25 protein-coding genes are annotated in these 26,974 nt (G+C 62.3%); 7 read left to right on the top strand and 18 right to left on the bottom strand.

Annotated elements, in window-relative coordinates; translation table 11 throughout:
* The first annotated feature begins 155 nt into the window (after window positions 1-155).
* Window positions 156-1,295, top strand: coding sequence for an alpha-hydroxy acid oxidase (locus ACSQ3I_RS18265; protein ID WP_436001301.1), 1,140 nt, complete (start codon window positions 156-158; stop codon window positions 1,293-1,295).
* A gap of 36 nt (window positions 1,296-1,331) precedes the next feature.
* Here the strand turns inward: ACSQ3I_RS18265 and ACSQ3I_RS18260 are convergent, their stop codons facing one another.
* From ACSQ3I_RS18260 to ACSQ3I_RS18215, 10 genes are all read right to left on the bottom strand, one after another.
* Window positions 1,332-2,072, bottom strand: coding sequence for a metallophosphoesterase family protein (locus ACSQ3I_RS18260; RefSeq protein ID WP_436001299.1), 741 nt, complete (start codon window positions 2,070-2,072; stop codon window positions 1,332-1,334).
* 4 nt (window positions 2,073-2,076) lie between these two features.
* Window positions 2,077-2,433, bottom strand: coding sequence for a hydroxyisourate hydrolase (uraH, locus tag ACSQ3I_RS18255; protein ID WP_436001297.1), 357 nt, complete (start codon window positions 2,431-2,433; stop codon window positions 2,077-2,079).
* The gene (locus ACSQ3I_RS18250; RefSeq protein WP_436001295.1) at window positions 2,430-2,933 is read right to left on the bottom strand and encodes an ureidoglycolate lyase; all 504 of its coding nucleotides are present in this window, start codon (window positions 2,931-2,933) and stop codon (window positions 2,430-2,432) included. Before ACSQ3I_RS18250 ends, uraH begins: the two co-directional genes overlap by 4 nt.
* Entirely contained in the window at window positions 2,934-3,296 is a 363-nt protein-coding gene (locus tag ACSQ3I_RS18245) for a HepT-like ribonuclease domain-containing protein (protein WP_436001293.1), read from the bottom strand. It abuts the gene before it with no gap.
* The gene (locus ACSQ3I_RS18240) at window positions 3,293-3,586 is read right to left on the bottom strand and encodes a nucleotidyltransferase family protein (protein ID WP_436001291.1); all 294 of its coding nucleotides are present in this window, start codon (window positions 3,584-3,586) and stop codon (window positions 3,293-3,295) included. Before ACSQ3I_RS18240 ends, ACSQ3I_RS18245 begins: the two co-directional genes overlap by 4 nt.
* 57 nt (window positions 3,587-3,643) lie before the next feature.
* The gene (gene alc / locus ACSQ3I_RS18235; RefSeq protein WP_436001289.1) at window positions 3,644-4,666 is read right to left on the bottom strand and encodes an allantoicase; all 1,023 of its coding nucleotides are present in this window, start codon (window positions 4,664-4,666) and stop codon (window positions 3,644-3,646) included.
* Entirely contained in the window at window positions 4,667-5,164 is a 498-nt protein-coding gene (gene uraD / locus ACSQ3I_RS18230; RefSeq protein ID WP_436001287.1) for a 2-oxo-4-hydroxy-4-carboxy-5-ureidoimidazoline decarboxylase, read from the bottom strand.
* Complete coding sequence (puuE, locus tag ACSQ3I_RS18225; protein ID WP_436001285.1) at window positions 5,164-6,087, bottom strand: allantoinase PuuE; 924 nt, start codon at window positions 6,085-6,087, stop codon at window positions 5,164-5,166. Before puuE ends, uraD begins: the two co-directional genes overlap by 1 nt.
* Before the next feature lie 96 nt (window positions 6,088-6,183).
* The gene (locus tag ACSQ3I_RS18220) at window positions 6,184-6,891 is read right to left on the bottom strand and encodes a DUF1045 domain-containing protein (protein WP_436001283.1); all 708 of its coding nucleotides are present in this window, start codon (window positions 6,889-6,891) and stop codon (window positions 6,184-6,186) included.
* Between the two features lie 156 nt (window positions 6,892-7,047).
* Window positions 7,048-8,229: an NAD(P)/FAD-dependent oxidoreductase gene (locus tag ACSQ3I_RS18215; protein WP_436001281.1), complete on the bottom strand. Its 1,182-nt coding sequence runs from the start codon at window positions 8,227-8,229 to the stop codon at window positions 7,048-7,050.
* Here ACSQ3I_RS18215 and mnmD point away from each other — a divergent pair.
* Window positions 8,228-8,944 carry a tRNA (5-methylaminomethyl-2-thiouridine)(34)-methyltransferase MnmD gene (gene mnmD, locus ACSQ3I_RS18210; RefSeq protein WP_436001279.1) on the top strand — a complete coding sequence of 239 codons (717 nt, stop codon included), beginning with the start codon at window positions 8,228-8,230 and terminating at the stop codon, window positions 8,942-8,944. The genes ACSQ3I_RS18215 and mnmD overlap by 2 nt on opposite strands.
* A gap of 25 nt (window positions 8,945-8,969) precedes the next feature.
* Here the strand turns inward: mnmD and ACSQ3I_RS18205 are convergent, their stop codons facing one another.
* Window positions 8,970-12,863 carry a response regulator gene (locus ACSQ3I_RS18205; protein WP_436001277.1) on the bottom strand — a complete coding sequence of 1,298 codons (3,894 nt, stop codon included), beginning with the start codon at window positions 12,861-12,863 and terminating at the stop codon, window positions 8,970-8,972.
* A gap of 198 nt (window positions 12,864-13,061) precedes the next feature.
* On the opposite strand from ACSQ3I_RS18205, the gene ACSQ3I_RS18200 reads away from it, so the two are divergent.
* On the top strand, window positions 13,062-14,648 hold the full coding sequence (locus ACSQ3I_RS18200; protein WP_436001275.1) for a trimethylamine methyltransferase family protein: 1,587 nt from the start codon (window positions 13,062-13,064) through the stop codon (window positions 14,646-14,648).
* 345 nt (window positions 14,649-14,993) lie between these two features.
* Window positions 14,994-16,565 carry a DEAD/DEAH box helicase gene (locus tag ACSQ3I_RS18195; RefSeq protein ID WP_436001575.1) on the top strand — a complete coding sequence of 524 codons (1,572 nt, stop codon included), beginning with the start codon at window positions 14,994-14,996 and terminating at the stop codon, window positions 16,563-16,565.
* A gap of 159 nt (window positions 16,566-16,724) precedes the next feature.
* Here ACSQ3I_RS18195 and ACSQ3I_RS18190 read toward each other — a convergent pair whose 3' ends face one another.
* Complete coding sequence (locus ACSQ3I_RS18190) at window positions 16,725-17,621, bottom strand: DMT family transporter (protein ID WP_436001273.1); 897 nt, start codon at window positions 17,619-17,621, stop codon at window positions 16,725-16,727.
* Window positions 17,622-17,980: 359 nt separating this feature from the next.
* Here ACSQ3I_RS18190 and ACSQ3I_RS18185 point away from each other — a divergent pair, with 359 nt between their 5' ends.
* From ACSQ3I_RS18185 to ACSQ3I_RS18175, 3 genes are read left to right on the top strand one after another with little or no spacing between them, the layout of a single operon-like run.
* Complete coding sequence (locus ACSQ3I_RS18185; protein WP_436001271.1) at window positions 17,981-19,390, top strand: circularly permuted type 2 ATP-grasp protein; 1,410 nt, start codon at window positions 17,981-17,983, stop codon at window positions 19,388-19,390.
* A gap of 7 nt (window positions 19,391-19,397) precedes the next feature.
* Window positions 19,398-20,339 (top strand): alpha-E domain-containing protein, encoded by a 942-nt coding sequence (locus ACSQ3I_RS18180; protein ID WP_436001269.1) that lies wholly within the window; start codon window positions 19,398-19,400, stop codon window positions 20,337-20,339.
* Window positions 20,340-20,361: 22 nt separating this feature from the next.
* Window positions 20,362-21,189 carry a transglutaminase family protein gene (locus ACSQ3I_RS18175; RefSeq protein WP_436001267.1) on the top strand — a complete coding sequence of 276 codons (828 nt, stop codon included), beginning with the start codon at window positions 20,362-20,364 and terminating at the stop codon, window positions 21,187-21,189.
* 93 nt (window positions 21,190-21,282) lie between these two features.
* Here the strand turns inward: ACSQ3I_RS18175 and ACSQ3I_RS18170 are convergent, their stop codons facing one another.
* The 6 genes from ACSQ3I_RS18170 to ACSQ3I_RS18145 form a co-directional block, all read right to left on the bottom strand.
* Window positions 21,283-21,951 (bottom strand): hypothetical protein, encoded by a 669-nt coding sequence (locus ACSQ3I_RS18170; protein ID WP_436001265.1) that lies wholly within the window; start codon window positions 21,949-21,951, stop codon window positions 21,283-21,285.
* Window positions 21,952-22,303: 352 nt separating this feature from the next.
* A complete protein-coding gene (locus tag ACSQ3I_RS18165; protein ID WP_436001263.1) occupies window positions 22,304-23,122 on the bottom strand; it encodes a response regulator transcription factor in 819 nt (272 codons plus the stop codon).
* On the bottom strand, window positions 23,115-23,882 hold the full coding sequence (locus tag ACSQ3I_RS18160; RefSeq protein WP_436001261.1) for a LuxR C-terminal-related transcriptional regulator: 768 nt from the start codon (window positions 23,880-23,882) through the stop codon (window positions 23,115-23,117). Before ACSQ3I_RS18160 ends, ACSQ3I_RS18165 begins: the two co-directional genes overlap by 8 nt.
* Before the next feature lie 156 nt (window positions 23,883-24,038).
* Entirely contained in the window at window positions 24,039-24,419 is a 381-nt protein-coding gene (locus ACSQ3I_RS18155) for an STAS domain-containing protein (RefSeq protein WP_436001259.1), read from the bottom strand.
* A 6-nt stretch (window positions 24,420-24,425) separates the two neighbouring features.
* The gene (locus ACSQ3I_RS18150) at window positions 24,426-25,583 is read right to left on the bottom strand and encodes an MFS transporter (RefSeq protein ID WP_436001257.1); all 1,158 of its coding nucleotides are present in this window, start codon (window positions 25,581-25,583) and stop codon (window positions 24,426-24,428) included.
* Window positions 25,580-26,923 carry a protease gene (locus ACSQ3I_RS18145; RefSeq protein ID WP_436001255.1) on the bottom strand — a complete coding sequence of 448 codons (1,344 nt, stop codon included), beginning with the start codon at window positions 26,921-26,923 and terminating at the stop codon, window positions 25,580-25,582. The genes ACSQ3I_RS18150 and ACSQ3I_RS18145 overlap by 4 nt, the downstream gene beginning before the upstream one ends.
* Window positions 26,924-26,974 lie beyond the last annotated feature (51 nt).

Below are 26,974 nucleotides of genomic sequence, written 5' to 3'. Positions count from 1 at the left end.
ACCGGGCAGGGATGATTTCGTTCCCGGAGCCGCTCGTCGCCGAACAATTCTCGTAGAGGTAAAAAAAATTTACCTCTTGCCACGCAGCAGTCTTAACAGGCCGCCCCCGACCGTGCTATTGCCGCGTCAGGGCAATTCACCACAAGGGGATCGAGATGGGCAAGCCGCTGGAAATCAAGGATCTGAAGGCACTCGCCAAGCGCCGGGTTCCAAAGATGTTCTTCGATTATGCCGATAGCGGCGCCTGGACGGAGAGCACCTACCGCGCCAACGAGGACGATTTCGCCAAGATCAAGCTCCGGCAGCGGGTGCTGGTTGACATGACGAACCGGTCCCTCGCCTCGTCGATGATCGGCCAGCCGGTTTCCATGCCGGTCGCCTTGTCGCCGACCGGCCTGACCGGCATGCAGCATGCCGACGGCGAAATGCTGGCGGCGCAAGCGGCGGAAGAATTCGGCGTGCCCTTCACGCTGTCGACCATGAGCATCTGCTCGATCGAGGATGTCGCTTCCGTCACCAAAAAACCGTTCTGGTTCCAGCTCTACGTCATGCAGGACCGCGATTTCGTCATCAACCTGATCGACCGCGCAAAGGCGGCCAAGTGCTCGGCGCTGGTCTTGACGCTCGACCTGCAGATCCTCGGCCAGCGTCACAAGGACATCCGCAACGGCCTGTCCGCGCCGCCGAAATTCACGCCGAAGCACATCTGGCAGATGGCGACGCGCCCCGGCTGGTGCCTAAAGATGCTCGGCACCCAGCGCCGCACCTTCCGCAACATCGTCGGCCACGCCAAGAGCGTCACCGACCTCTCGTCGCTGTCGGTCTGGACCTCGGAACAGTTCGACCCGCGGCTGTCCTGGAACGACGTGGCGTGGATCAAGGAACGCTGGGGCGGCCCGCTGATCCTCAAGGGCATCCTCGATCCGGAAGACGCCAAGATGGCGGTCTCGACCGGCGCCGACGCCATCATCGTCTCGAACCACGGCGGCCGCCAGCTCGACGGCGCCATGTCCTCGATCGGCATGCTGCCGCGCATCGTCGATGCGGTCGGTGACAAGATCGAAGTGCATATCGACGGCGGCATCCGCTCCGGCCAGGACGTGCTGAAGGCCGTGGCGCTTGGCGCCAAGGGCACATACATCGGCCGTCCCTTCCTCTATGGCCTCGGCGCCGACGGCAAGCGCGGCGTCACCACGGCGCTGGAGATCATCCGCAAGGAGATGGACATCACCATGGCGCTCTGCGGCAAGCGCAACATCGCCGACGTCGACAAGAACATCCTGCTCGACGCCTGATCCACCCCCCGCCGGGCGCGTCGCGTTCGGCGGATATTATCGCAGCCAGCCCGTCTGCAGCGCGCTTGCCCATTCCGGACGGCCATTCTGCATGGCAAGCCTTGCCATTGCAGCGTGGTCGTAAGGCACCTGCCGGAACGCCGTCAGCCAGCCGGCATCCGTCTTTTCCAGCACCGCATAACTCGCAAACGGCGCGCCTGCCTCCACCTTGTGGACATGCGGTGCGTCGTCGTCATAGGCCGGGCCGCCGACGCTGCCCGGATTGACGATCAGCCGCCCGTCGCGCAGGCGGACGATCCGCGGGATATGGCTGTGGCCGCACAGGATCAGCGGCTGCACGATGCCCTCTGCCAACGCCTCGATCTCCTCGACGGGCCGCAGGAAGATATGTCCCTCCGTCGAGACCTTCTCCAGCCAATAGGTGTTGTCGTCCTTCGGGGTGGCGTGGCAGCAATAGATCTCATCGCGCCAGACGGTGCTGAACGGCAGGCTGCGCAGCCAGTCCAGATGCCGGGCCGACAGCTGCCGGAAGGCGTGCTCCTCCCATAAGGGCATGGCATCCGCCGGACTTTCGATCAGGTAGCGGTCGTGATTGCCGCGCACATGCAGCATCTCGCGCGACATCAACAGGTCGGCGGTGCGATCCGCCTCCAGCGGGCCGCTGAGGCAATCGCCGAGATTGACGATGTCGGTGATGCCTTGCCGGTCGATATCGGCAAGCACCGCTTCCAGCGCCGCGCAATTTCCATGGATATCGGCGATCGCGGCGAAGATCATGCCGTCAGCTCCCGCGATAGGTGGAATAGCTGTAGGGCGAAAGCAGCAGAGGCACGTGGTAGTGCCCGGCGACATCGGCTATACCGAAACGGATCGGGATGAGGTCGAGAAAAGCCGGTTCGGCCAGCGTAACACCCTTGCGGCGCAGATAATCGCCGGCATGGAACAGCAACTCGTATTCTCCAGCCAGGAACTGCTCGCCAATCAGCAGAGGCCCGCCATCGACCCGCCCGTCGGCATTGGTGACGACGGTTTTCAATTTCTCGCGGCGGTCGCCGGAAAGGCGGAACAGCTCGATCGTCAGCCCTTCGGCCGGCGTGCCGTGGGCGGCATCGAGAACATGGGTGGTCAATCCGGTCATGGGCTGGGCTCCGCAATGATGTAGGGCACGTCGAAAAAGAACTCTTCCAGATTGTTGCCCGGCCCCTCGCGGTCGACGACGAGGAAATCGGCGGTCTCACCGAGCGTCATCAGCGGATGGTGCCAGACATTGCGCCGGTAATTCACGCCCTGGTCGCCGCGGGCGAAAAACACCTGGGGAATACCGGGACGCCCGCCCTCATCCTCGGAAACAACCACCAGGAACGGTCGCCCGGACAGCGGCGAAAAACTCTGGCTGCCGAATGGATGACGCTCCATCATATTGACGGCATAAGGAAACCGGCGCGGCTCGCCGCGAAAAATGTTGATGATCACCCGCGCATCGTCGCCTTCGGCCTCGGCGCGCGCCAGGGCGTGATACCGCTCCGTCGTGCCGCCGTTGATGTGGCGCATGGCGGCGGGGTTGGTTTCGATGACGTCGCCGAACGGGGCGAAGGCGGATGCAGTCAGGGGACGGATCGGGAGAGTGGTGGATGTCATTCATTCGCCTTGAGCGCGCCAATGGCGCAATGCGTGGAGTTTGTCGACGAGGTCGGGGATCGCCTGCCGGGCGGTATCCCATATCGTATCGAGATTGATGCTCAGATAGCCATGGGCGATACGATTGCGCATGCCGCGAATCTTGATCCACGGTATCTCCGGATGATCCGTGAGGACGAACGGATGACTGTCGGCAAGTTGCGTGGCGATTTCGCCGATGATCACCAGGTTCATGCCCACGGCCCGCTGCCGCATGACATCACCGAGAAAATCTTCCCTGCTGATGCCGGCGAGGAAGACACCGATCTCGGAAGCCGCCTGCTCCATCTCTTCGAGAAGGGTCTGAAGGCGATCGACCGTCATACCGGTTTTGCTTCCTGTAGGACGTGCTCCCGAACTTTCATCGGAAAATCGCCGGGCGTCAGGAGATGGATATCGGTTCCCGACATGAGAACCTTCAGCTCCTCCAAAAGCCCGCCCAGATCGAACAGCGTCGTCCCCGGCAGCGTATCCACCAGAATATCCAGATCGCTGTCCGGCCTGTCCTCGCCACGGGCGACGGAGCCAAAGACGCGGGGGTTCGTCGCATTGAAGCGACGGGTCGCCTCGCGGATCGCTTCCCTGTTCTTTTCCAAGACCTCTGAGGGTTTCATCGCGGCATCACTCCTGATGCCGCGAATATAGGCGAGAGAAAGCGCGCAGAAAAGCGCTCACGCCTTGGTGCCGAACAGGCGCAGGCGCATGACGCCGCCATCCGGATGCATGGCGAAACGCACATGGGTGATCGGGCCGATATCGGCCAGCGCACCAGCGCCGAATTCATGGATATGGTCCATCTGCAGCTTGGTGCGCGGCAGGATCGGCTGCCAGCTTTCCGACGCGGCGATATCGGCATCCGACAAGGTGTCGCCGAGATCCGGGCGGTTGGCGCCCAGCAATTCGCAGGTATCGGGGAAATTACCCTTGAAGAAGGCGGTATCGACGATCAGCCGGCGGATCGTGCCGGGATGGCCGAGCCGGATCACCGCCCAGTCATGGCCAGGGCCACGCCGACGCTTGGTTTCCCAGCCATCGCCCATGTTGAGGCCGCGGCCGGGACCCAGCATCTTGTCCGGCACGCCGTAATGCGCATCCGACCAGGCAAGCGACTTGGCACCGTTGAAGATGTAACCGAGATCGACCTCGTCGTTGGCACCGACCTTCGACCAGTCGAAATAGGCCGAACCGTAAACGCGCAGGCGCGCCACGCCGCCATCGGGATAGATGTGCAGGCGTAGATGCGTCCAGATCTCCTGCTTTCCAGCATTTTCGAAGAAATGATGCGCGCCCGGGCCGAGTGGCGCCTTGGCAAGGATTTCCGTCCATACCGTCGCGTCCGTGGGATCGCCGTCCTCGACGAAGGCCGCTTCGATGGAGCAGTGCGGCGGATAGTTGCCGGTGAAATAATGGGTGTCGACGTCGAAGCCGAAGATGCGGCCCGGCATGGCAAGACGGATGATGGCCCAGTCGTGACCCGGCACGCGCTTGCGGCGGCTCTCCCAGCCGTCCATCCACTTGCCGTTGTCGTCGTAGAGGTTCGGGTCCCAGTGCGGGTCCGTATCCGCCAGCATGCGCTCCAGCGGCGCAAAGAATTCGTCGGTGGCATAAAGGCCCTTGGCGCCCAGCCGCGCCGAGGCAAGATTGATCGCGCCAACTGCGAAAGCCGGCAGGCTGGCATTGCTTACGTCTGTCATTCAAGTCTCCGGAAACATGGTCGTCAGGCGCAGGAGAGCGATACGTTCCACCTGCGCCGTCGCGGTCGTGAACTCCTCATCACGGCTGTTACCGACGCGTTTTTCGAACGCGGCGAGGATGCCCTCCTTGTTTAGACCTTTCACGGCAATGATAAAGGGAAATCCGAATTTTTCGACATAAGCGGCATTCAGTTCGGTGAAACGCGCATGTTCGGCCGGGCTGAGCCGGTCAAGACCGGCACCCGCCTGCTCCTTGCGGCTATCCTCCGTCAGTTCGCCGGCGATGGCCAGTCGTCCGGCAAGATCGGGATGGGCGCGCAGGACACCAAGCCGCTCCTCCACCGTGGCGCGCCGGAAGATGAGGCACAGCGCATCATGCACACGCTTGGCCGACAAGGGCACGATGATCAGCCCCTCGTCGTAAGCCCGTTCGGCGATGAAGGGTGAATGCTCGAAAACACCGCCGAAGCGGGCGACAAAATCTCCGCGCGCCGTCATCAGATCGTTTCCGGCTTATGGTGTTCGTGCCAGTGCCTGGCAATGTCGATGCGTTTCGGTATCCACACCTTGTCGTGGCTGAGCACGTATTCGATGAACCGCTTCAGCGCCGCAGCCCGGCCGGGACGGCCGACGAGACGGCAATGCAGGCCGATCGACATCATCTTGGGGCTGCCCTCGCGGCCTTCCTCGTACAACACGTCGAAGGCATCCTTGAGATAGGCGAAGAACTGGTCACCGGAATTGAAGCCCTGCGGCGTGGCGAACCGCATGTCGTTGGTTTCCAGCGTGTAGGGGATGATCAGGAACGGCTTTCCGTCGACACCCTTCACCCAGTAGGGCAGGTCGTCGGCATAAGAATCGGAGGAATAGAGGAACCCGCCCTCCTCCATCACCAGCCGCAACGTGCTGTCCGAAGGCTTGCCCTGGTACATGCCGTAGGGCCGCTCGCCGGTCACCTCGGTGTGCAGCCGCACGGCTTCGAGGATGTGCTTGCGTTCGGCCTCTTCGGAGAAATCCTTGTATTCCAGCCAGCGATAGCCGTGGCTGGCGATTTCCCAACCGGCTTCCTTCATCGCCGCCACCGCCTCCGGGTTGCGCGCCATCGCCAGGGTCACGCCGTAGACGGTTACCGGCACGTTCAACCCGGTGAACATCCGCCAGAGCCGCCAGAAGCCGGCGCGCGAGCCGTATTCATAGATCGATTCCATGTTGAGGTTGCGCTGGCCCGGCCAAGGCTGTGCGCCAACAATTTCCGACAACAGGTTTTCGGAAGCGTCGTCACCATCGAGGATGCAGCTTTCGCCGCCCTCCTCGTAGTTCAGCACGAATTGAACCGCAATGTTCGCCTGCCCTGGCCATTTCGGATCGGGAATGGAGCGTCCGTAACCGACGAGATCGCGGGGATATGTCTGAGATACCATCAAATCACCTTGCAAATGAGGGGTGAACGGTACCACCCACATCGCGAATGTCGAGATGGTATGTACGCAACAGCATCGTGCCCGGAGCGCAAAGGCTCAGGCGATCTTGCGTGCCGAGACCCGGCCCATCGGATGCAGCGAATGCACGCGGAACGGTGAGCCGCGCTCTTCTTCGACGAAAAGGGCGAGGTTTGCCACCTCGACAGGACCGTCGATGACCGGATCGAAGAAGGCGCGCAACGACTGTTCGAAACGCAACGCATCCCGCCCGGCCAGCGGGCCGGTCAGCGGCATGTAGAAGCGGAACTCATCCATGACGTAAGGATGGCCCCAGCGGTAGAGATTGGCGAACTGCGCCGCCGTCAGCCCGCCGGGATCGCGGCGCTCGATCTCCGCCTCGCTGAGCGGGGCGCGAAAACTGTCGAATTCCTGCACCACGGCGGCCGCCAGATAGGTCAGCGATTCGCTGGGCACACTTGGTGCCAGCCCGTAGAACTCGCCCAACCGGCCGATTTCCAGCCGCGGGATATCGAAGGGCGACAGTGTGCCGGCGAACCGCATCAACTGCTTGAGCAGCATGGCCTCGGTGACACCTTCCGCCAGCGTGAACGGCGCCTTCAGCGTCGCATGGAAGCCGTAGCGGCGCGGCAGGGCGGTGTGGAAAGCAATCTCGTGCATGCAGAGGCCGGGAACGGCCGGCGGATCCGTGGCCTCACCGGAAAAGACGTTGCGCCCGAGCCAGCTTGCAGCCGCGATGGAGAGCGGATCATGGGCCCGGGGCGTAAAGAAGATTGCGTAACGCATGCGATCACCCTTGTCTGATACCAACTGCGACAATAGCAACCCACACTTGCGCGAGACTGCACGTCGATCCCGTCAGGAGCGGTATGCTTGCGGGGATGCTCTAGGTGATTTGCATGACAGGGATGCGAAACGCAGTGCAGCAAAAAACGACAAAAATTAAGTAGATCGCCGTGCGACAGCAATATGACTTTCGAGCGCGAAGCTTGCCGGCAAGTCTATCTTCTCGCCGGCCAAAGACGCCAAAGCCGCCGCCGCCAGCCGGTGCGCCAGGCCGAAGCTGACCTTGAAACCACCGGTCAGGGCGACGATGCGCGGATGCTCGGGATGGGCGCCTATCATGGGGTCGCGATCGATCGCTTTCGGCCGCAGCCCGGCCCAGCGTTCGATGACATCGGCCTGCCGTAACGCCGGAACGAGATCGGTTGCGGCATCGATCAGCGTATCGAGCTGGGCGTCGGTCACGAAGGGATCGGCAAAGCTGTTTTCGCTGGTGCTGCCGATCGCCACCCGGCCGCCCTCATGCGCGACGATGTAGAGACCATCGCGAAAAATCACCGGCAGGGCCGGATCGATGTCGGCGCGCAGCAGGGCCGCCTGTCCCTTGACCGGCTGGCCGAGCGAAGCGGAAAGGCCCGTCGTCAGGCCATCAAGGAACGGGAAGGAGCGGAAGCCGGCCGAAACGATGCAATGACCGAAGGCGATCGTGATACCATCCTGCAGCGTCACGGTATTCGCAACCGCATCGAACGCCGTCACCTCCGTCCGCGTCAGCACACGCACAGCCGGCAATTGCCGCACCCGCGCTGCAAGCACCGAAACGAGCCCGCGCGGAGAAACCCGGGCCGCCAGCGTGTCGTGAACGAAACCGCTGCCGCCCGCCTCGACCGCCGGCCAGCCGGGGCGCGGCGGGTTGTCGAGCACATGCCAGTGAAATCGCCCCGCGCCATGTGTCCAATGTTTTTCGGCATCCTGCTCATGGCGCAGAGCGATTGTGCGCAGATGTGGTTTCGGCAGGGGGATCAGTCGTCCGCAACGGCGATAACCGGCCGAAAGCCCGGTTTCGGCCTCCAGCGTGGCGATCTCATCTTCCAGAGACAGCAAGGCTTCGAACTGGAACTGCTTCTTTTCCGACCAGCGGTCCGGCATGTGCGGCATCAGCGCGCCCAGCAGGCCGCCGCTTGCGCCGCAGCCGATCTCGCCGGCATCGACAAGCACTGTAGGTATACCCCGCTGCCCGGCATGCAGGGCCGCCCAGAGCCCCATGACGCCGCCGCCGACGATCAAAAGCTCGGTCGACGATTGACCGGAAACCGTGGCGGGCTTATCGGCATTTCCCATGATGACGACGGACTCCGACACGAATGCCGGCAATGCCGGACTGGACCTCGAATGGCGCGACGGCGATATGCCCTATTCGCCGGCCTTTGGCGATCACTTTTATTGCCAGACGGACGGTCGGCTGGAATGCGGCCATGTGTTCCTGAGCGGCAACGGCCTGCCCGAACGCTGGTTGGGCCGGGAAACATTTCGCATCGGTGAACTCGGTTTCGGCACCGGGCTGAATTTCTGCGAGACCTGGAGACAGTGGAAATTGGCCGCACCGCCCGGTACCCGCTTGTCCTTCACCTCCTTCGAACTCTATCCGATGCACGCCGACGAAATCGACCGCGCCCTGTCGCGCTGGCCGGAGGTCGATGCCGAACGCCGGGCGCTCGTCGCCGCCTGGCCGAAAGACCCGCAGGCAGACATCGTCCTCGATTTTGAAAACGTGCGGCTGACCGTTGCATGCGGGCCGGCGCTGGATGGCGTGCGGCGCGCGCCGGCGGATTTCGACGCCTGGTTCCTGGATGGCTTTGCGCCGTCGCGCAACGCCGACATGTGGTCGGCCGAACTGATGCAGGCGGTCTACGACAAGACGGCGCCGGGCGGGCGTTTCGCCACCTATGCCGCGGCCGGTTTCGTGCGGCGCAACCTCGCCGCCGCCGGCTTTACCGTCGAACGCCGCCCGGGTTTTGCCGGGAAGCGGGAAATGTTGTGCGGGCAGAAACCCTGAAACTCTCGACGCAGGACCGAAGCTCTTAAGGCTTCGATCCGGAAGCATCACCCGGCAAGCCGGCAGGCCGGCGCAGCCAGCGATCGATCTTCTCCTCCAGCATTTCCGGGCTGATGGGTTTCGACAGGTAATCGTCCATTCCGGACTGCAGGCAGAGTTCACGGTCGGCATCGAGCGCATGCGCCGTGACGCCGATGATCGGCACCCGTATCTTTCCTTCCGCCGCTTCCCGTTCGCGGATGAGCTTCGTCGCCTGATGCCCGTTCATCACCGGCATCGACACATCCATGAGGATGATTGCCGGCTTGTATGTTTCCCAGGCGTCCACGGCCTGCTGGCCGTTGTTGACGATCATGAAACGCAGGTCTGTTGCCTGGAGGATCTGCGAGAAGACGATGCAGTTCACCTCGTTGTCTTCGGCGACCAACACGTCGCAGGAGCGCGTCTCGTCACTCGGCTGACGGCTCGCCGAGGTTACCGGCATCGGCGCTTCGCTCATGCGGTGCGATGACGGCGTGGGACCGTGTCCGGCCGGTTCAGCCGCAGGTTCCAGCCTGGTCTCGACCGCATGCGAGATACGGCGGATGCGACTGCTGCGCACGACATCGACGATGGTGTTGCGCAGCACGTTGGCGCGGGCAGGTTTCATCAGATGCGCCTGGATACGGAGCGCCGTAAAGACGCTCTCGTCGCCAACGACATCCATCGATGTCAGGAAGATGATAGAAACATCGTCGAAACGCGCATCCTGCCGGATGTATTTCGCCACATCGGCGCCGTTGACGTCGGGCATCTGGTAGTCGAGCACGATCGCGTCGATTGTCAGTCCCAGATCCAGCGCGCCGTAGAGGATGTCGATGCCGGCCTGGCCGCTCTCGGCTGCAAAACCGTCGAAACCCCACATGTCCAGCTGTTCGGTGAGGATCCGGCGGTTCACCTCGTTGTCGTCGATGACGAGGATGCGGGCACCCTTGACGTTGACGGGTATGCCGCGGCCCGTATCGCGGCGCACCCCTGCCGTCATCGGCAGGTGCGCGGTAAAGATCGAGCCGTGGCCGATATCGCTGGTGACATCGATATAGCCGCCGAAGAGATCGACGAGGCCGGCGGTGATGGCAAGGCCGAGGCCGGTGCCTTCATGCCGCCGCGTCGAGGAAGAATCGACCTGCGAGAATTTTTCGAAGATCGCTTCCAGCTTTTCCGGCGGAATGCCGATGCCGGTATCCTCGACACGCAGGGACAGCATGACGCCGTCGGCACCATCGGGCACGGCGGCGATGTCGATGAGGATATGGCCCTTCTCGGTGAATTTCACGGCGTTGCCGACGAGATTGGTGACGATCTGCCGGAAACGGCCGGCATCTCCGACCACCATCTGCGGCACCTGGGCGCCGCTGCGGACCATCAGTTCGATATCTTTTTCCGAAGCAGCCGAAGAGAGAAGCGCCGCCACGTCCTCCACCGCTTCGACGGGATCGAACGGCGCCTTCTTGAGCTTCATCTGTCCGGCATCGATCTTGGAGAAATCGAGAATGTCGTTGATGATCGTCAGCAGCGCATTGCCGGACTTGCCGATGATTTCGATGAAGGTTTTTTGACGCGTGTCGAGATCCGTCTTGGCCAGCAGTTCCGCCATGCCGAGAACGCCGTTCATCGGCGTGCGGATCTCGTGGCTCATGTTGGCGAGGAATTCGGATTTGGCCCGGTCGGCAGCCTCGGAGCGAGCAAGCAGGCGCCGGAGTTCTTCCTCGCGCTGCTTCATCTCGGTGAGATCGTTGAGCACCACCATCCAGTGACCGCCGTCGCTGAACGTCACCTCGAGCTGGACCCAGGTGGTTCCCGCCGTCATGAAGGCGGCCGAGATCGGCCGGTGCTGCTGGATATTCTCGTCCCATGCCCGGCGCAGGCTTTCCGGATTGTCGCCGAAATCGCCGCGTTCGGCGCAATGGTCGAAAATGGCGCTCCACCGTTTTCCCGGCGCCGTCAGGGTGGGCGGCACGTGCAGGATCTTGGCCGTGGCATCGTTCGACAGGACGATTTCGCCATTTTCGACCACCAGCAGACCCTGCGCCATGACGCGCGTGGCATCCTGGATCACCTGCCCGACGCGCTCCAGCTCCTGGCGGGCCTCGTTGATCTGCCGCTCCTGCTCGCGCATCGCGGAGATGTCGACGTAGGAAACCAGCGTCTTGCCGTCGCTGAGCTGCTTGCTGGTGATGATCAGCGTCTTGTCGGTCGGCAGATGGACTTCATGCTGCTCCACGGCATAGCTGGTCTTGAGTTCGTTGAGCCGACGGTTATAGGCCGCCTCGAAATCGTCGCCGTAACCGAGATACCAGCCCTTGTCGAAGCTGACGCGCACGAAGTCGCGGAAATGCGATTTCTCCAGCCGCTTCTCCAGCGGCCAGTCCCAGATATCGTAGAATGCCGCATTGGCGAATTCGATGTCGAAATCCGGCCCGAGGATCAGCACGCCGACCGGCAGCGACCGCAGGATGCTGTCGAGATCGCGGTGAAGCGTTTCCGCTTCCTTCTGGGAGAGCAGCAAATCGCGCTCCCGCTCCTTGAGCATGGTGATATCCGTCAGCGATCCGACGAGGAAGCGCTCGGCCCCGCCGCTCTCGACGCGGGCGACACGGGTGATCACCTGGACGGGCTGGTCGTCGCTGCGCAGCAGCTGCTCATCCTTCTGGATGACGATGCCCGAATCCAGGACGTTGTCGTTCTGGCGATGGAACGTCTCGCCTCTTTCACCGAAGACCTCCGTCTCCGTCTTGTTCAGCATCTCTTCGCGCGACATGCCCATCAGGTCGGCATAGGCCTGGTTGACGAAGGTCAGGCGATGGTTGCGGTCGCGCACAAAGGTCGCGACCGGCAATTCTTCCAGCACGGAGCGATAGAGCAGCGCCTCGTCGATATGCCGGACAAGCTGGCGTTCTTGTTCCTTGAACTCGGTGACATCGACGCGCAACGCAATCAGTACGCCGCTTTCCAGCCGGCGATTGATGCAGCGAAGCCAGCGCCCGTCCGCAAGCTCGACGACATCTTCGTGAAACGGCTTCTGGCAGTTGGCAAGCCTGCTCTCGACCCAGACCTCCCGCGACGGCATGCGCGTCGCCGCTATGTCCGGGTAATGCACCGCCGTATGGTCGAAAATCCGCTCCAGCGCGACGCGCAGCGGCATCCCCGGGTGCATCTCTCCGAGCATCGCCCCGTAAAACGCCTGCTGGCGCTCGTTTCTGTAGAGCAGCCGGTCGTTGTCGTCGAAGATGCTGACGCCGACATCGAGCAGACCCAGCGCCTGTTCGAGCTGCAGGGAAACATCGTCTGCGACGATACCGTCGGCGATGCCCGCGGCTGATGGCGGCATCATGCCGGAGAGACCAGCCCGTTCATTCCGACGATAGGCGGCGTTGACGACCAGCGGACGCCCGTCTTCGGCAAAGACACCGACGGGATGAGCCGTGTTTTCCAATGCCATCCGGATGACATGGATATCTTCGGAAACCAGATGGTCGGCAAAGACCGGACCATCGATCGCCGTCTCGCCATCGGTTTCCGGTTCGGGAAGCTGTGCAAACAGGCCGAGGACGAAAGCATGCTCGTCGTCGGGCAGGAAACGCTCGACGGCGACGACGAAGCGCTCGTCCGGGGCATTGCCGTTGCAGGCCGCCGCCTCTTCCGTGCCGAAGACCAGCGCCCGGCGTTCGTTTTCCTCGAGATTCCACTCGCTGGAACCGCTGCCGAGTTCGGAGGTTCTCAGCCCGGTGAATCGCTCCGCCTCGCGACCGAAAAGCCGCGCATAGGCATCGTTCACCACGACATAGCGCAGTTCGCTGTTCTTAATGTAGGCCGGCCGCTCCAGATCCTTGATCCTTGCGCAGGCAACCTCGAGCAATTCGCCAGGAACGTCTTCCAACCCCATGACCTCAGGACTTCGCGTATTCCATCACAGGGATTCGTAACACGAGCGGTTTAAACAATGTGTTAACCTTAACGGCACCATTTCGGATCTCGGCAATATCCCAACAAAGCCGGTTTTCTGTCGCAAACGGCGATATCCGGGAAAGGCGAAATCTGCGAAAAACGATGTCGAAGAAATTGCATTGGATTTCCTATGAGCGACATCGTCACGCCAGTCCCGCATGAAACGGAAACCTCTTCGCAGCCGCTGGAACGCCGCCGCCGGACCGGCGGACGCGGCGCCGAGCGCAGCCGCAAGCCGGTCGGTTCGAAGTACCTCAACCTCGTCAATTCGCTGCAGAAGAATGTCGTCCTGACGCCGGAAGCCCTCGATGACATCCACGAGGCATCGCTGACCATCCTCGAAGAAATCGGCATGGACGTCATGCTGCCGGAAGCGCGCGAACGCATGAAGGCTGCCGGCGCCGATGTGACGCCCGGCAAGGATCGCGTGCGTTTCGACCGCGCCATGATCATGGATTTTGTCGCGCATGCGCCAAAAACCTTCACCATGCATGCCCGCAACCCGCAGCGCAACGTCGCAATCGGCGGTGAAAATCTCGTCTTCGCCCAGATCGCCAGCGCCCCCTTCGTCGCCGACCGCGAAGGCGGCCGCCGCGCCGGCAACCAGGAGGATTACCGCAAGCTGGTGAAGCTGGCGCAGTCCTACGACATCATCCACACCACCGGCGGTTACCCCGTCGAGCCGATCGACATCCATGCCTCGATCCGCCACCTCGACTGCCTCTCCGACATGGTGAAACTCACCGACAAGGTGTTCCATTGCTATTCGCTCGGCCGAGAGCGCAACCTCGACGGCATCGAGATCGCCCGCATCGGCCGCGGCATCAGCATGGAGCAGATGGAGCAGGAGCCGTCGCTCTTCACCATCATCAATTCCTCGTCGCCGCTGCGTCTCGACGGGCCGATGCTGCAGGGCATCATCGAGATGTCGGCGCGCAACCAGGTCGTCGTCGTCACGCCGTTCACGCTGGCCGGTGCCATGGCGCCGGTCACCATCGCCGGTGCGGTGGTGCAGCAGAACGCCGAGGCCCTGTGCGGCATTGCCTTCACCCAGATGGTGCGCAAAGGCGCACCGGTGATGTACGGCGGCTTCACCTCGAACGTCGACATGAAGACCGGCGCACCGGCCTTCGGCACGCCGGAATACATGAAGGCGGTCATCGCCGGCGGCCAGCTGGCACGGCGTTACGGCATCCCCTACCGCACCTCCAATACCAACGCCTCGAACACGCTGGATGCGCAGGCCGCCTACGAATCGGCTCTGTCGCTGTGGGCGCTGACCCAGGGCGGCGGCAATTTCATCATGCATGCGGCCGGCTGGAGCGAAGGCGGCCTGACGGCATCCTTCGAGAAATTTATCCTCGACGTCGACATGCTGCAGATGGTGGCGGAGTTCCTGACGCCGCTCGACGTCAGCCAGGATGCGCTGGCGCTCGACGCCGTGCGCGACGTCGGCCCCGGCGGCCACTATTTCGGCACCGCGCACACGCTGGCGCGCTACGAGACCGCCTTCTATTCGCCGATCCTCTCCGACTGGCGCAATTTCGAGACCTGGACGGAAGCCGGCCGGCCGACCACCTACGACCACGCCAACCGCATCTTCAAGGATATGCTGAACAAATACGAGCGCCCGCCGCTCGATCCGGCCATCGAGGAAGAGCTGGATGCCTTCGTCGCCCGCCGCAAGGCAGAAGGCGGCGTGCCGACGGATTTTTGAGATCCTGGAGCAAAAGCTCCTCACCTCAACCTTCTCCCCGCATGCGGGGAGAGGGGTCCGCAGGACGCAGGCGGATGAAGCGCTGCCCCACGCAAACCGGCACCCTTTTCGCAGTTGCGAAACATTCACTTGACTTTTGCCCGGAAAGCGCCCAAATGCCCGCAGCTTTCATCTTTTGGCCGCCGCGTGAGCGTGCCTCGTGGCGAGAAAGACCGCGAAAAAAAGACAAAGCGCTGAAAAACAGGCCGCCCGAGCGGTGGCCCTCCGCGCTGGAAAGCGATTTCCACCACACAAGTTCCCACTTCACGCGGGGTTCTTGACGCCAGAGACACCGGACAGCAGGCGCTGATCCGGCCATGTCGTTTGGCGCCACGAAAGGCAATTATTTTGACCAACTTCCACGAGCTTGGCCTCTCCAAGCAGATCGTCGCGACGGTTTCCGCCCTCGGCTACGAGACCCCGACGCCGATCCAGGCCCAGGCGATCCCGATGCTGCTCCAGGGCCGCGACATGATCGGCCTGGCGCAGACCGGCACCGGCAAGACGGCCGCCTTCGGCTTGCCGATCATCGAAATGCTCATGAAGGACGAAAAGCGTCCGCCGAACCGCACGACCCGCGTTCTCATCCTCGCACCGACCCGCGAGCTGGTGAACCAGATCTCCGACAACCTGCGCGGCTTCATCAAGAAGCTTCCCCTGAGGATCAACCAGGTCGTCGGCGGTGCCTCGATCAACAAGCAGCAGCTGCAGCTCGAGCGCGGCACCGACATCCTCGTCGCGACGCCGGGCCGGCTTCTCGACCTGATCGCGCGCAACGCCATCTCGCTCAACCAGGTCACGCACCTCGTCCTCGACGAGGCCGACCAGATGCTCGATCTCGGCTTCATCCACGACCTCAAGAAGATCTCCCGGATGGTACCGGCCAAGCGCCAGACGCTGCTGTTCTCGGCCACCATGCCGAAGGCGATCGCCGATCTCGCCGGCAACTTCCTGACCGATCCGGTCAAGGTGCAGGTGACCCCGCCCGGCAAGGCCGCCGACAAGGTCGAGCAGTACGTCTATTTCTGCAACGGCAAGGGCGACAAGACCGAACTGCTGCGCAAGATCCTCACCGACAAGCCTGAAGCCCAGGCCATGGTGTTCATGCGCACCAAGCATACGGCTGAAAAGCTCTCCGTGCATCTTGCCAATGTCGGCTTCGAGGTCGCGTCGATCCACGGCAACAAGAGCCAGGGCCAGCGCGAACGGGCACTGAAGGCGTTCCGTGACGGCTCGATCCGCGTGCTGGTCGCAACCGATGTCGCCGCCCGCGGCATCGACATCCCCGGCGTTTCGCATGTCTTCAACTACGACCTGCCGGAAGTGCCTGACGCCTACGTCCACCGCATCGGCCGCACCGCCCGCGCCGGCCGCGACGGCATCGCCATCGCCTTCTGCGCTCCGGACGAAACCCGCCTGCTCCGCGATATCGAGAAGCTGATGGGCATCGAGATCCCGGTTGCCGGCGGCGAGCGTCCCGAAGGGCTTGCCCGCCCTGCCCGTCCGACCAACAGCCGCTCCGGCAATCGTGGTCAGGGCCAGGGTCGTGGCCAGGGCCAGCCGCGTTCGGAAGGCCGTGGCGGCCGTCCGGCCCGTCCGCAAGGCGGTCGCGGCGTCGTCGACGCCGGCCCGGACAACGATCTGGATTCGACCTCGGATTTCCGCCCGGCCCGCAAGCAGCAGCGCAATGGCCAGCAGGGCGCCGGTGCCGGCGAAGCCGCAGGCCACAACCGCGGCAATCCGCGCCACGCCCACGGCCGCCCGGCCCGCAAGCACGGTGAAGATCGCCAGCAGCAGGCGCATGGCGGCGAGCGTCGCGAAGGCAACGGCGGCAACCGCCGCGGCGCCCCCAAGGGCGACCGTCGCGAACGGGCATAACCGTCTACAAATTCGTCAATTTCTGCCGCAGCCGGACACCCGGCTGCGGCATTTTTATTTCGGGGCACAGAAAACCGCCTGCACGATTTGCGGCCAAAGGCGAGCCTGCCTCCGCCCGGCGGAAGCGGCTTCGTCACCTTATCACCGTCGATGTGGCCATCAATCCGCCGGCAGCGGCTCCGCCTTCTGCTTGCGGTTCGTCAGATAGACACCAACCACCACGATGGCGGTTCCGACAATCATCGGCAGCGTCAGCGGTTCACCGAAGGCGATGGCTGCCTGCAGCGCCACCATCGGCGGCACGAGATAGATCAGCGATGCCGCCTTCGATACCTGGCCGCGGCGGATCAGATACAGAAGCAGCCCCACCGCCCCCATCGACAAGCCGAAGATCGACCAGAGCAGCGTCAGGATCGCTTCGTGCGAGCCGTCGAAATGGAGATCCTCGAACAGAAGCGCCAGCGGCGCCGTGACCAGCACGGCACCGGCATATTGCAGCGTGGCGATGGCGCGGATGTCACCCTGCTGCAGATGCTTCTTCTGGTAGATCGTGCCGTAGGTCACCGATACCATGCCCATCAGGTTGACGGCGAGCGGCAGCGCCGTCTGCGTCAGGTTGGCCGGATCGATGGCCAAGAGTTTTGGCGAGATGGCAATCGCAATGCCGGAGAAACCGAGCATCAGGCCGATGCGTTGCAGGCCGCTCATGCGCTCGCCGAGAAGCCACGTCGCCGCCACCGCAGTCAGCAGCGGCTGTAACGCCGCGATGATGCCGGAAAGACCGGCCGGCACGCCTTGCGCAATCGCCCACCACAGGCCGGCGAGGTAAAGCCCATGCAGGAAAATGCCGGAGTAGATCGCCCGCCAGATCAGTTGCCAGTTGCGCGGCCATGCCGCTCCCGTCAGCACGCAGAAACCGGCAAAGGCGACGATCGACAGGCCGTAGCGCAGCGCAAGGAAGGTGAAGGGATCCGAATGGTGGGCTGCCAAGCCGGCCGAGACCCAGCCCGTGGACCAGAGCAGCACAAAAACAGCCGGAGCAAGCCGGTCAAGCATCGAGATAAATCCGTGTAGCGGCGATAGCCCGCCGGGAAAGTGGCGCGGATCCTTACGTCCGGCAGGCGGCCGCGTCAAAACATCACGGCGAAAAATTGCCGTCGCTGCAGGAAATTTTTCGGCGAGCGCACCGATCTGCCACAGGCAGAATTTTCGGCAGATGCCATTTGCGTGACCAAATCGCTTCAAACGCCTGACGGGCAAGGCCCGGAAATCGCCTCTCAGGCGAAAATTCGGCAGCAAAATCATGCACAAAATTCGGGCAAACGCCGTCGCTAAAAACTTTGCCTCGAAATGTGCATGGTTCTTGCATTGCCTTTGGCGTTGTATTCAAATGGAAAAAAAGGGGGAACGCGCCGTTGGCCTTCGATGAAATGATAAGTGCGGAGAACAATCCGCGGGATCCTTACAAAGACTATTTTGAGTGGTATTCCGGACAGGACCGAGGACACCTGATCGGCAAGTCCCAGGACGCCGAAAACATCTTCCGGAAAACCGGCATCACCTTCGCGGTCTATGGCCACGCCGACTCCTCCGAAAAGCTCATTCCCTTCGACATCATTCCCCGCATCATCTCCGCCAAGGAGTGGCGCAAGCTGGCCCAGGGCATCGAACAGCGGGTCATCGCCCTCAACGCCTTCCTCGACGACATCTACCACAAGCAGGAGATCATCCGCGCCGGCCGCGTGCCGCGCGAGCTGATCGAGCGCAACACCGCCTTCCTGCCGCAGATGATCGGCTTCCGTCCGCCGGGCGGCGTCTATACCCACATCGTCGGCACCGATATCGTCCGCACCGGTGAAGACCAGTTCTACGTCCTGGAAGACAATGCCCGCACCCCCTCCGGCGTCAGCTACATGCTGGAGAACCGCGAGACGATGATGCAGATGTTCCCGGAGCTCTTCCACCTCAACAAGGTGAAGCGCGTCGAGGACTATCCGCTGCTGTTGCGCCAGAGCCTGTCGTCGCTCGCCCCGCCCGGCTGCAAGGGCAAGCCGCGCATCGCCGTGCTCACCCCCGGCATCTACAATTCCGCCTATTACGAACATTCCTTCCTCGCCGACATGATGGGCGTCGAGCTGGTGGAAGGCTCCGATCTCCGGGTGATCGACGGAAAGGTGAAGATGCGTACCACGCGCGGCTACCAGGCCATCGACGTGCTCTACCGCCGCGTCGACGACGATTTCCTCGATCCCCTCACCTTCCGGCCGGATTCGCAGCTCGGCATTCCCGGCATCATGGACGTCTACCGCTCCGGCAACATCACCATCGCCAATGCGCCGGGCACCGGCATATCGGACGACAAGGCGATCTATTCCTACATGCCTGAAATCGTCGAGTTCTACACCGGCCGCAAGGCGATCCTCGAAAACGTGCCGACCTATCGTTGTTCGGAGGCCAACAGCCTGAAATACGTGCTGGAAAACCTCGCCGAACTCGTCGTCAAGGAAGTGCACGGTTCGGGCGGCTACGGCATGCTGGTTGGCCCCACCGCCACCAAGAAGGAACGCGCCGATTTTGCCGAGAAGCTGAAAGCCAAGCCGAACAATTACATCGCCCAGCCGACGCTGTCGCTGTCGACCGTGCCGATCCTCGTCAACAAGGGCATCGCACCGCGCCATGTCGACCTGCGCCCCTACGTGCTGGTTTCCGACAAGGTGCAGATCATCCCCGGCGGGCTCACCCGCGTCGCGCTGAAGCAGGGATCGCTGGTCGTCAATTCCAGCCAGGGCGGCGGCACCAAAGACACCTGGGTCCTGGAGGACTGAGACGCACATGCTTGGAAGAACCGCAAACGGCCTCTACTGGATGTTCCGGTATATCGAACGGGCTGAAAACATCGCGCGCCTCATCGATGCCGGCCTGCGCATGTCGCTGACCCGCAGCGGCGCATCGGACGAGGATTGGGACGGCGTGCTGCAGAGCGCCGGCGTGCGCGAGGCCTATGCCGAGGTGCACGCCAAGCTCACCGGCGTCGACGCCATCGACTACTTGCTGCGCGACCGCTCCAACCCGTCGAGCGTCATGTCCTGCATCGAGTTCGGCCGCAACAACGCCCGCATGGTGCGCACGGCGCTGACGCGCGAGACCTGGGAAGCGACCAACGAGTGCTGGATGGAGCTGAAGCAGCTTCTGGCCAAGAAGGTCAAATCCGCCGACCTGCCGCAAGCCATCGACGTGATCAAGCGCCGTGCCGGCCTGATCCGCGGCGCCTTCCACGGATCGATGCTGCGCAACGAACTCTACAACTTCGCCCGCATCGGCACCTTCATCGAACGTGCGGACAATACCAGCCGCATCCTCGACGTGAAATATTACGTGCTGCTGCCCTCCGTCTCCGCCGTCGGCTCGTCGCTCGACAATGTGCAGTGGGAATCGATCCTGCGTTCGGTCTCGGCGCATCGCTCCTATAGCTGGGTCTACGATGCCGAATACCGGCCGTCCAACATCGCCGACTTCCTGATCCTCAACGGCCAGATGCCGCGTTCGCTCGCCTATTGTTACGAAAAGATCGTCAGCAACCTGCACTATCTCGAAAAGGAGTATGGCGAGCGGCTGCCGGCGCACGACACGGCGGATGCCATCCGCGACCGGCTGCAGACCATGTCGATCCAGGAAATCATGGACCGGGGCCTCCATGAATTCCTCGAACTGTTCGTCAGCCGCAACAACCAGCTGAGCCAGGAAATCACCGAAGGATACCGCTTCTATCAGTAAGCGGCCGGGGACCGTTACGCAGATGAAACTGAAGATCACGCACACCACCGAATATGCCTACGAGGGACCGGTTCAATATTCCCTGCAGCGCCTGCGGCTGACGCCGACGGCAAGTCCGGGCCAGAAGATCAACAGCTGGTCCGTCAGCGTCGAGGGCGCCGCCGTCGAGGTGGATTATGACGACCAGTTCGGCAATCACATCGAACTGGTGTCGAACGAGGGCGAGCAGCAAAGCACGCGTATCGTCGCCAGCGGCGAGGTCGAAACGGAGGACCGCAACGGCGTTTTCGGGCCGCATGTCGGCTTTTGCCCGCTCTGGCTTTTCCTACGCGAGACACCGCTGACCAAGCCCGGAAAGCTGGTAAAGGAGCTTACCCGTGGCGTAGAGGCCGCCGACCCTCTGGCGCGGCTGCATGCGTTGATGGCCGCCATCCATGAGGCCGTGGCCTATGAAAAGGGAACGACGACCGCCGCCACGACGGCGGAAGCAGCGATGGAAGCGAAGACCGGCGTCTGCCAGGACCACGCCCACATCTTCATCGCCGCCGCGCGGCTTCTGGATGTTCCCGCCCGCTACATCTCCGGTTATCTGCTGCTGGAAGGAACCGTGGACCAGGCGGCCATGCATGCCTGGGCGGAAGCGCATGTTCCGGGGCTTGGCTGGGTCGGCTTCGACGCGGCCAACAAGATCTGCCCGGACGACCGCTACGTCCGCATTGCCACGGGTCTCGACTATACCGATGCCGCCCCTGTATCCGGCATGCGTTTCGGTTCGCCGGAAGAAACGCTGTCCGTGGCAATCGCCGTCGAAGATCTGGGGCAGACGCAGAGCCAGAGCCAAAGCCAGTAGCTCCGGTCCCGACCCGGCGATCCGGCAGTTTCTACCGACCGCCGGCGTCGATGCGACCGGTCGCGAGCGGTGCGGAAAGCCCCTCCGGCAACATCATCTGACCTTCTTGCGGTTGTCGTATCCGCTTATCCAGCTGTATCCCATCGTCTGGGTGACCGGTTGCCCTTGAATCGAGCGCACGAGCCGATAACCTTCATCCCCCTGCCGCCAGGTACCACTCGGCTCATAGGTTTCGAAGTTGCTGCCGGTATTGCCCCATTTGGCGCGGATCTTGGCGAGCATCACCTTTGCCAGGTTGGTCTTGCCCTGGTCGAGACAGAAATTGGTGAAAGCGTTGGCCGTCACCTCCATCAAAACCGTCAGGCTTCGATAGTTGGCGGAAAAATCCAGGAAGATCTCGTTGGGCGTCTGCGTGCCGGAATTCAACATGTTGCCTGAATCCAGGGCCTGCTTGGTGCCGCGCCCGAGGATCACAAGGCGGTAGTGCACCTGCAGCGCGGTGATCTCGGGTATCGGGATCATCGGATTCTGGCCGACCACCGGCCGAAGGCTCGAATGATGCAGATAGAGGTCATGGTAGCTGCTGCGGTGGCCGAACGCCTTGGCAACCTTGTAGGCGAGCTGGTTTGCGCCCGAACGCTGTTGCGTCTTCTTCAATTCGGCTTGATCGATGATCTGCTGCATATGCGCCAGCACATCGCGGGCGATCTTCCAGTTCTCGGTGTTCCGAAGGTTGTTGCCGCTGTTCATCTCGTAGCTCATGACGCCCTTTGCCCTCTGGTTTGGCGGGATCGCGGATCTGGAATGGCGCATCGGCAAGGCATGGATATACGCTCCCTGGGCGCCCCGCTCCCGACGTCGTCTTCCGGCCAGCCATGTCACGCGAAGGTGAGATCGAGCCTTGGAGCGCTTCCGCTTTCCTCCGAAACGCGGAAACGTTCTGTCTCTTTGCTTCACCGCATTCCGGACGCAAAACCGCTCCGCACTTTTGCTGGAATTGCTCTATCTTCTTGTTTTTGCGTATTGTCCGACACCGAAGCGATTCCGCTTCGGCTGGAAATGCTCTAGCCAAGGAAAGTGAGGCTGTCATCCTACCTAAACAGTAGGGGTGGCATCAGTCCGGTTGCTCCTGCGCCGCAAGCGCATTCATGTCGAGCCCGGCGGGGTGATTGAGCCACAGGCTGATCAGCCCGGCCCGGCTGCGCACCCCGAACTTGCGGTAGATGGCAACGACATGACGATGCGTGGCGGATACTCCGAGCGCAAGTTCTCGGGCAATACGCTTTTCCGTCATCTCGGTCAGCAGCAACTGCAATACCCTGTGTTCTGTCGCCGTCAGCGGTGCCGACGCCATCAGCAGACCGTGGCTGAGCAGCAGATGGCGATGAAACCACTTTATCCCGCGAAGCGCATAGGCAAGCTGGGCGATGGTCTCATCGGCAACCGGGTGGCGCGCATAGAAGCCGAAATGCGATTCACAGTCGTCGTTCAGCGGAAACGCGATGAAGATCACATCGTAAATGCCGCAGAAACCGTAGTGCCGCTGATAGAACGGCGTCTTGAACCAATCCGCCGGAAGTCCTCGACGCAGCGAATAGGTCCGGAACGTGCCGACCTCCTCCATCGGCAGCAGAAAAGACGGGTCGATTTCCCGCCGCTCCCAAAGGCGCAGGACACCTCCCAGAAGACCGTCTTCGGACTGGAGCGCAAGTGGTTGAAGCGCGACGGTCGTTGCAACACGCCAGCCCCGCAACGGGTCCCTCTCGTGACCCCCGGCGACACGGATGGCCCCGGCCCAGGTGGAGTTCTCGACGCCGGCCAACTCCGCGAGGGATGCCATCAGCGACAGGACGGCTTCCTGCGACTGGCTGGTGTCGAAATCCGACAATTCGTCCCAGAGGCGGTGGATTTCCTCCCTCGACCCGTCAAACATCGCCATTCCCCTGGGCGGCTGGCCGATTGAGCCACAGGCTCATCAGACCCGCCCGGCTGCGCACGCCGAACTTGCGGTAGATGGCCACGACGTGCTGATGCGTGGTCGATCCGGCAAGGCCGAGCTGGTGGGCGATGCGTTTTTCCGAAGCGCCGGTCAGAAGAAGCTGCGTCACCTTGTGCTCCGTCGGCGTCAGCGGCGACGATGCCATCAACAGTCCATGGGCCAGCATCAGCCGGCGGTGGAACCACTTGATGCCGCGCAAGGCATAAGTGATCAGCGCGATTGCCTCATCCTCGAGCGGCCGCCGCGCCCAGAAGCCGAAATGGGATTCGCAATCCTGATTGACGGGAAAAGCGACAAACGTGGCATCGGCAATGCCACGGTCACCATAATGCTGCCGGTAGAAGGCTGACCGGAACCAGGCCTCCGGCAGCTCCCGCCGGAACGTGTAGTTCCGGAAGCGGCCGAGATCGCGCAGGGGAATATCCATGGAGGGATCGTCTTCCGGCTTGTCCCAGATGCGGTGCGGCGGCGGGATGTAGGGATGCAGCGAGTGCGTCGCCGCCACACGCCACCGGCGCATCACGTCGTCGCTATCGGCCCGCTCCCCGCGGGTCAGGCGGACGGCGCCGGCCCAGGTGACGTTCGAAATGTCGGCGCGCTCGGCCAGAGCCGTCATCAATCGGTTGGCAGCCGCGTCGCATTGGCTGACATCGAAATCCGCCAGTTCATCCCAAAGACGATGTATCTGTTGCATTTGCCTTTTGTGTAAAAAAGCACGTATTGAAATCGGCGTTACGAAAGAAGTACCGGCCTGAAATATCCGTCCGTCCGGCGGCCAGCTATTTGTATCGGCGAATTTTCCGCATGACGCAACCGATGAATCGCCGCGGCAACAACGCTCCTCTCCCGATCAGCACAAGGCTTCATCCCGGCTTCGCGCCGTATCGATGATCGTCAGGAAGCCCGAGATTTCGAACAGCTCCTGAATATGCGGCTGGATGCCGACGATGGTGAAGGTGCTGCCGATCTGCTTCAGTCGCTTGGCAACCATCAGGATGACCCTCAGGCCGGCGCTGGAGATGTAGTTGAGCCCGCTGATGTCGAGTATCAGGCGATTTGCGTCCAGTTGACCGATGAGTGCCCGCTCGACCTGCGGGGACGAAACGCCGTCCAGCCTGCCTGCTATGCTCGCCACGGTGACCGCATTTATTTTTTCGAATACGACGTCCACATTGTCCTCGTTCGTCCGTGCTTCCGGCAGATATAAATCCAATGCCGTTGCCATTCCCATAAGAAATCAGCTGCTGCCCCGACCTTTCAATATTGCGAACAGGGAAAAGCATGCACATGCCGCCGCGGCAAAATATGCCAGGCCATGAAGCGTCGCCTGCATCGAGATGCCGGCGAGAAGCGGTCCGAGGAGCGCGCCCAGCCCCCACATCAGGCCCATGGCGGCGTAGATCCCGACCAGGTCCGTGCCGGAAAAACGGCTTCCGACGATGGAAAGCATGATGGTGTAGATACCGACAAAGGCCCCGCCCCATATGAAAAGCAGTGCGTATGTCGCAAATTCGCTCGACAGGGCGACGGGCCAAAGCAAGGCCCCGGCTGTTGCGACGACCGCCAGGCCGATCAGCAGCATGATGCGGTCCATCTTGTCGCCAAGCCAGCCGATCGGAAGCTGCAGCAAGATGGCGCCGATCATCATGATCGATACCAGGCGGATGGCGCTGCTTTCCGGCCAGCCGAGATTGGTGGCGTACACAGCCAGGAAAGACAGGCCGGCGGTCTCGATCGCGGCATTGAGCACGGTGGCGGATATCGCGACGGGGGCCAGGCGAATGAAATGGAAAAGGCTGCCGCTCGGTTTACGCTCGAATTCGGGCACGTCTATTTTCACCACGGCGATGAAGGCGGCGGCGACAAGCGCTATGCCGGCGCCGACACCATAGGGATAAAAACCCTGGTCGCCGATCAGGGAAAGGATGATCGGCCCCAATGCAAACCCGATCGCCAATGACGCGGTGTAGGCGGCCATCGCCCGGGACCGGGTCGCCTCCGTGCTCAGGCTGTTCGTCCAGGTTTCCGACAGGACGAAGAGGAATTCGGACGCCATGCCCAAAGCAAGCCGCAGCGGAAACCACATCCAGAGCAGCGGTGCCGCCGGAAAGGCCATGAGCACAAGGGCGGCGGCGATCAGGGCAAAGACCACCATTCGTTTCATGCCGAAGATAGGCACGATCTTGGGGAGGAACATCGCGGTTATCAGCACGCCGACGGCATGCATCGCGGCGTTGGTGCCGATCAGGAATTCGCTCGAGCCCCGCTCGACGAGATCCAGCGCGATCAGCGAGGCACTCAGGCTGTAGGTAAGGCCGAACATGGCGGCCGTGGCAATGACGGCAGCAAGGGCGGAGAGCCGGACGACGGGCGAGGTCTGCTGATCGAGTGTCATGTGAGGGGCACCTGATTGTCGGAAACGGTCTTGCGCGGATGCAGGCGGGTAAGGAAGCCGTGGAAGCGCCGGATCCACAATTCGTTGTCGGTCTCGACGAGGCGCGCCATGGTGCGCGCATAGTCCAGCACCATGCCGGGTGTCCAGGTCATCGAAACCGCCTGGTTGCAGATCATCGCGGCCACCCACATGTCCGGATTGAGCAGCAGCCGCGTGAGACGCAGCCAGGGAAACCGGCTTGCCAGCGCCCCTTCCAGGGCAGCGTCCAGGGCTGCTGCGACGACGACCGAGCAATTTCGATTGGTCAGATTATAGGTGTCGTCCTGCCGATATCCGATCCAGAAGGCGCGAAGCCGCCTCGGATTGTAGTTTCGGAACTCGACATGCGCATCGGCCGGACACCAGCGCTCCGCCTCATAGGCGTAACTCGGCTGAAAGCATCCGGGTAAATCATTGTCGGCGGTGCCACGCAACGACGAAAAGAAGTCCCCTTGCGAACGCTCCGTCTCTTCAGCCGGATAGTGGCTGATATAGACGTTGGGCTGCATTTCCAGCGCCGAATGGCCCGTCGATATCACACCGTTGGCATCGACCGCAGCGATGTAGCGATCGACCAGAAGCCGCCGCTCCGGATTGACCGCCGATCCGACCGGGGTCCACACATGGATGATCAGCGGCGCCTCGGCCTTCACCTCATCACCGAGATCGACCAGAACGGGCGCATTGTCATACCAGCCGCGCTTTGAAAAAATCGGCAGGGCGAGAATGGCGACCTCGTCGTCCAGCCGGCGCAGCAGCAGGCTGGTCCGGATCAGCAGCCCGCCCCAGAGGCCGATCAGCAACGCTATGCACAGAGGAATGCTCTGGCCGGGCGGGAATGGCCATCCGACCGCGATCCCAACCGCAAAAGCCGCCTCGACCAGGCCGACGGCAACCATGAGCCGCCAATCGGGATAGCGAACCACCACGGCAAAAACGGTGCGGTTGATGCTGTCGAGCAGAAGCGCGAGGCCGAACAGCAATGTCAGGCCGAACTCGCTGACGATCGGAGCCAGCATCAGCAGCCCGCCAATGGCAATCAGGCCAAACGCCTTCACGGCCGCGATCGATCGCGTCGCGCCATCGATTGCCTGCGATGCGATCGGTGCGCAGGAAAGAACGCCATACACCAAAAAGACCAGGCCGAAGAGTTCTTGCGCAGCGACGTCGACGAGCCTCGAATAGCCTGCCGCCAGAAGAATGGCCACGCCAACGAGAAACGCACCGACCACCGCCAAACTATACCAGCGAGATTGAAACGCCTTGGGGCCAATCAGCAGAAAGGCCAATTTTAACATCATTTTATCGAAAATCCGGTAGAAAGCCTTACCGGATAATCGTGGAAGCGCGGA

Source organism: Rhizobium sp. LjRoot30, from assembly GCF_964253915.1.
Classification (GTDB): domain Bacteria; phylum Pseudomonadota; class Alphaproteobacteria; order Rhizobiales; family Rhizobiaceae; genus Metarhizobium.
Note: the sequence above shows the minus strand (reverse complement) of the source record. Positions and strands in the feature narration are given on the sequence as shown.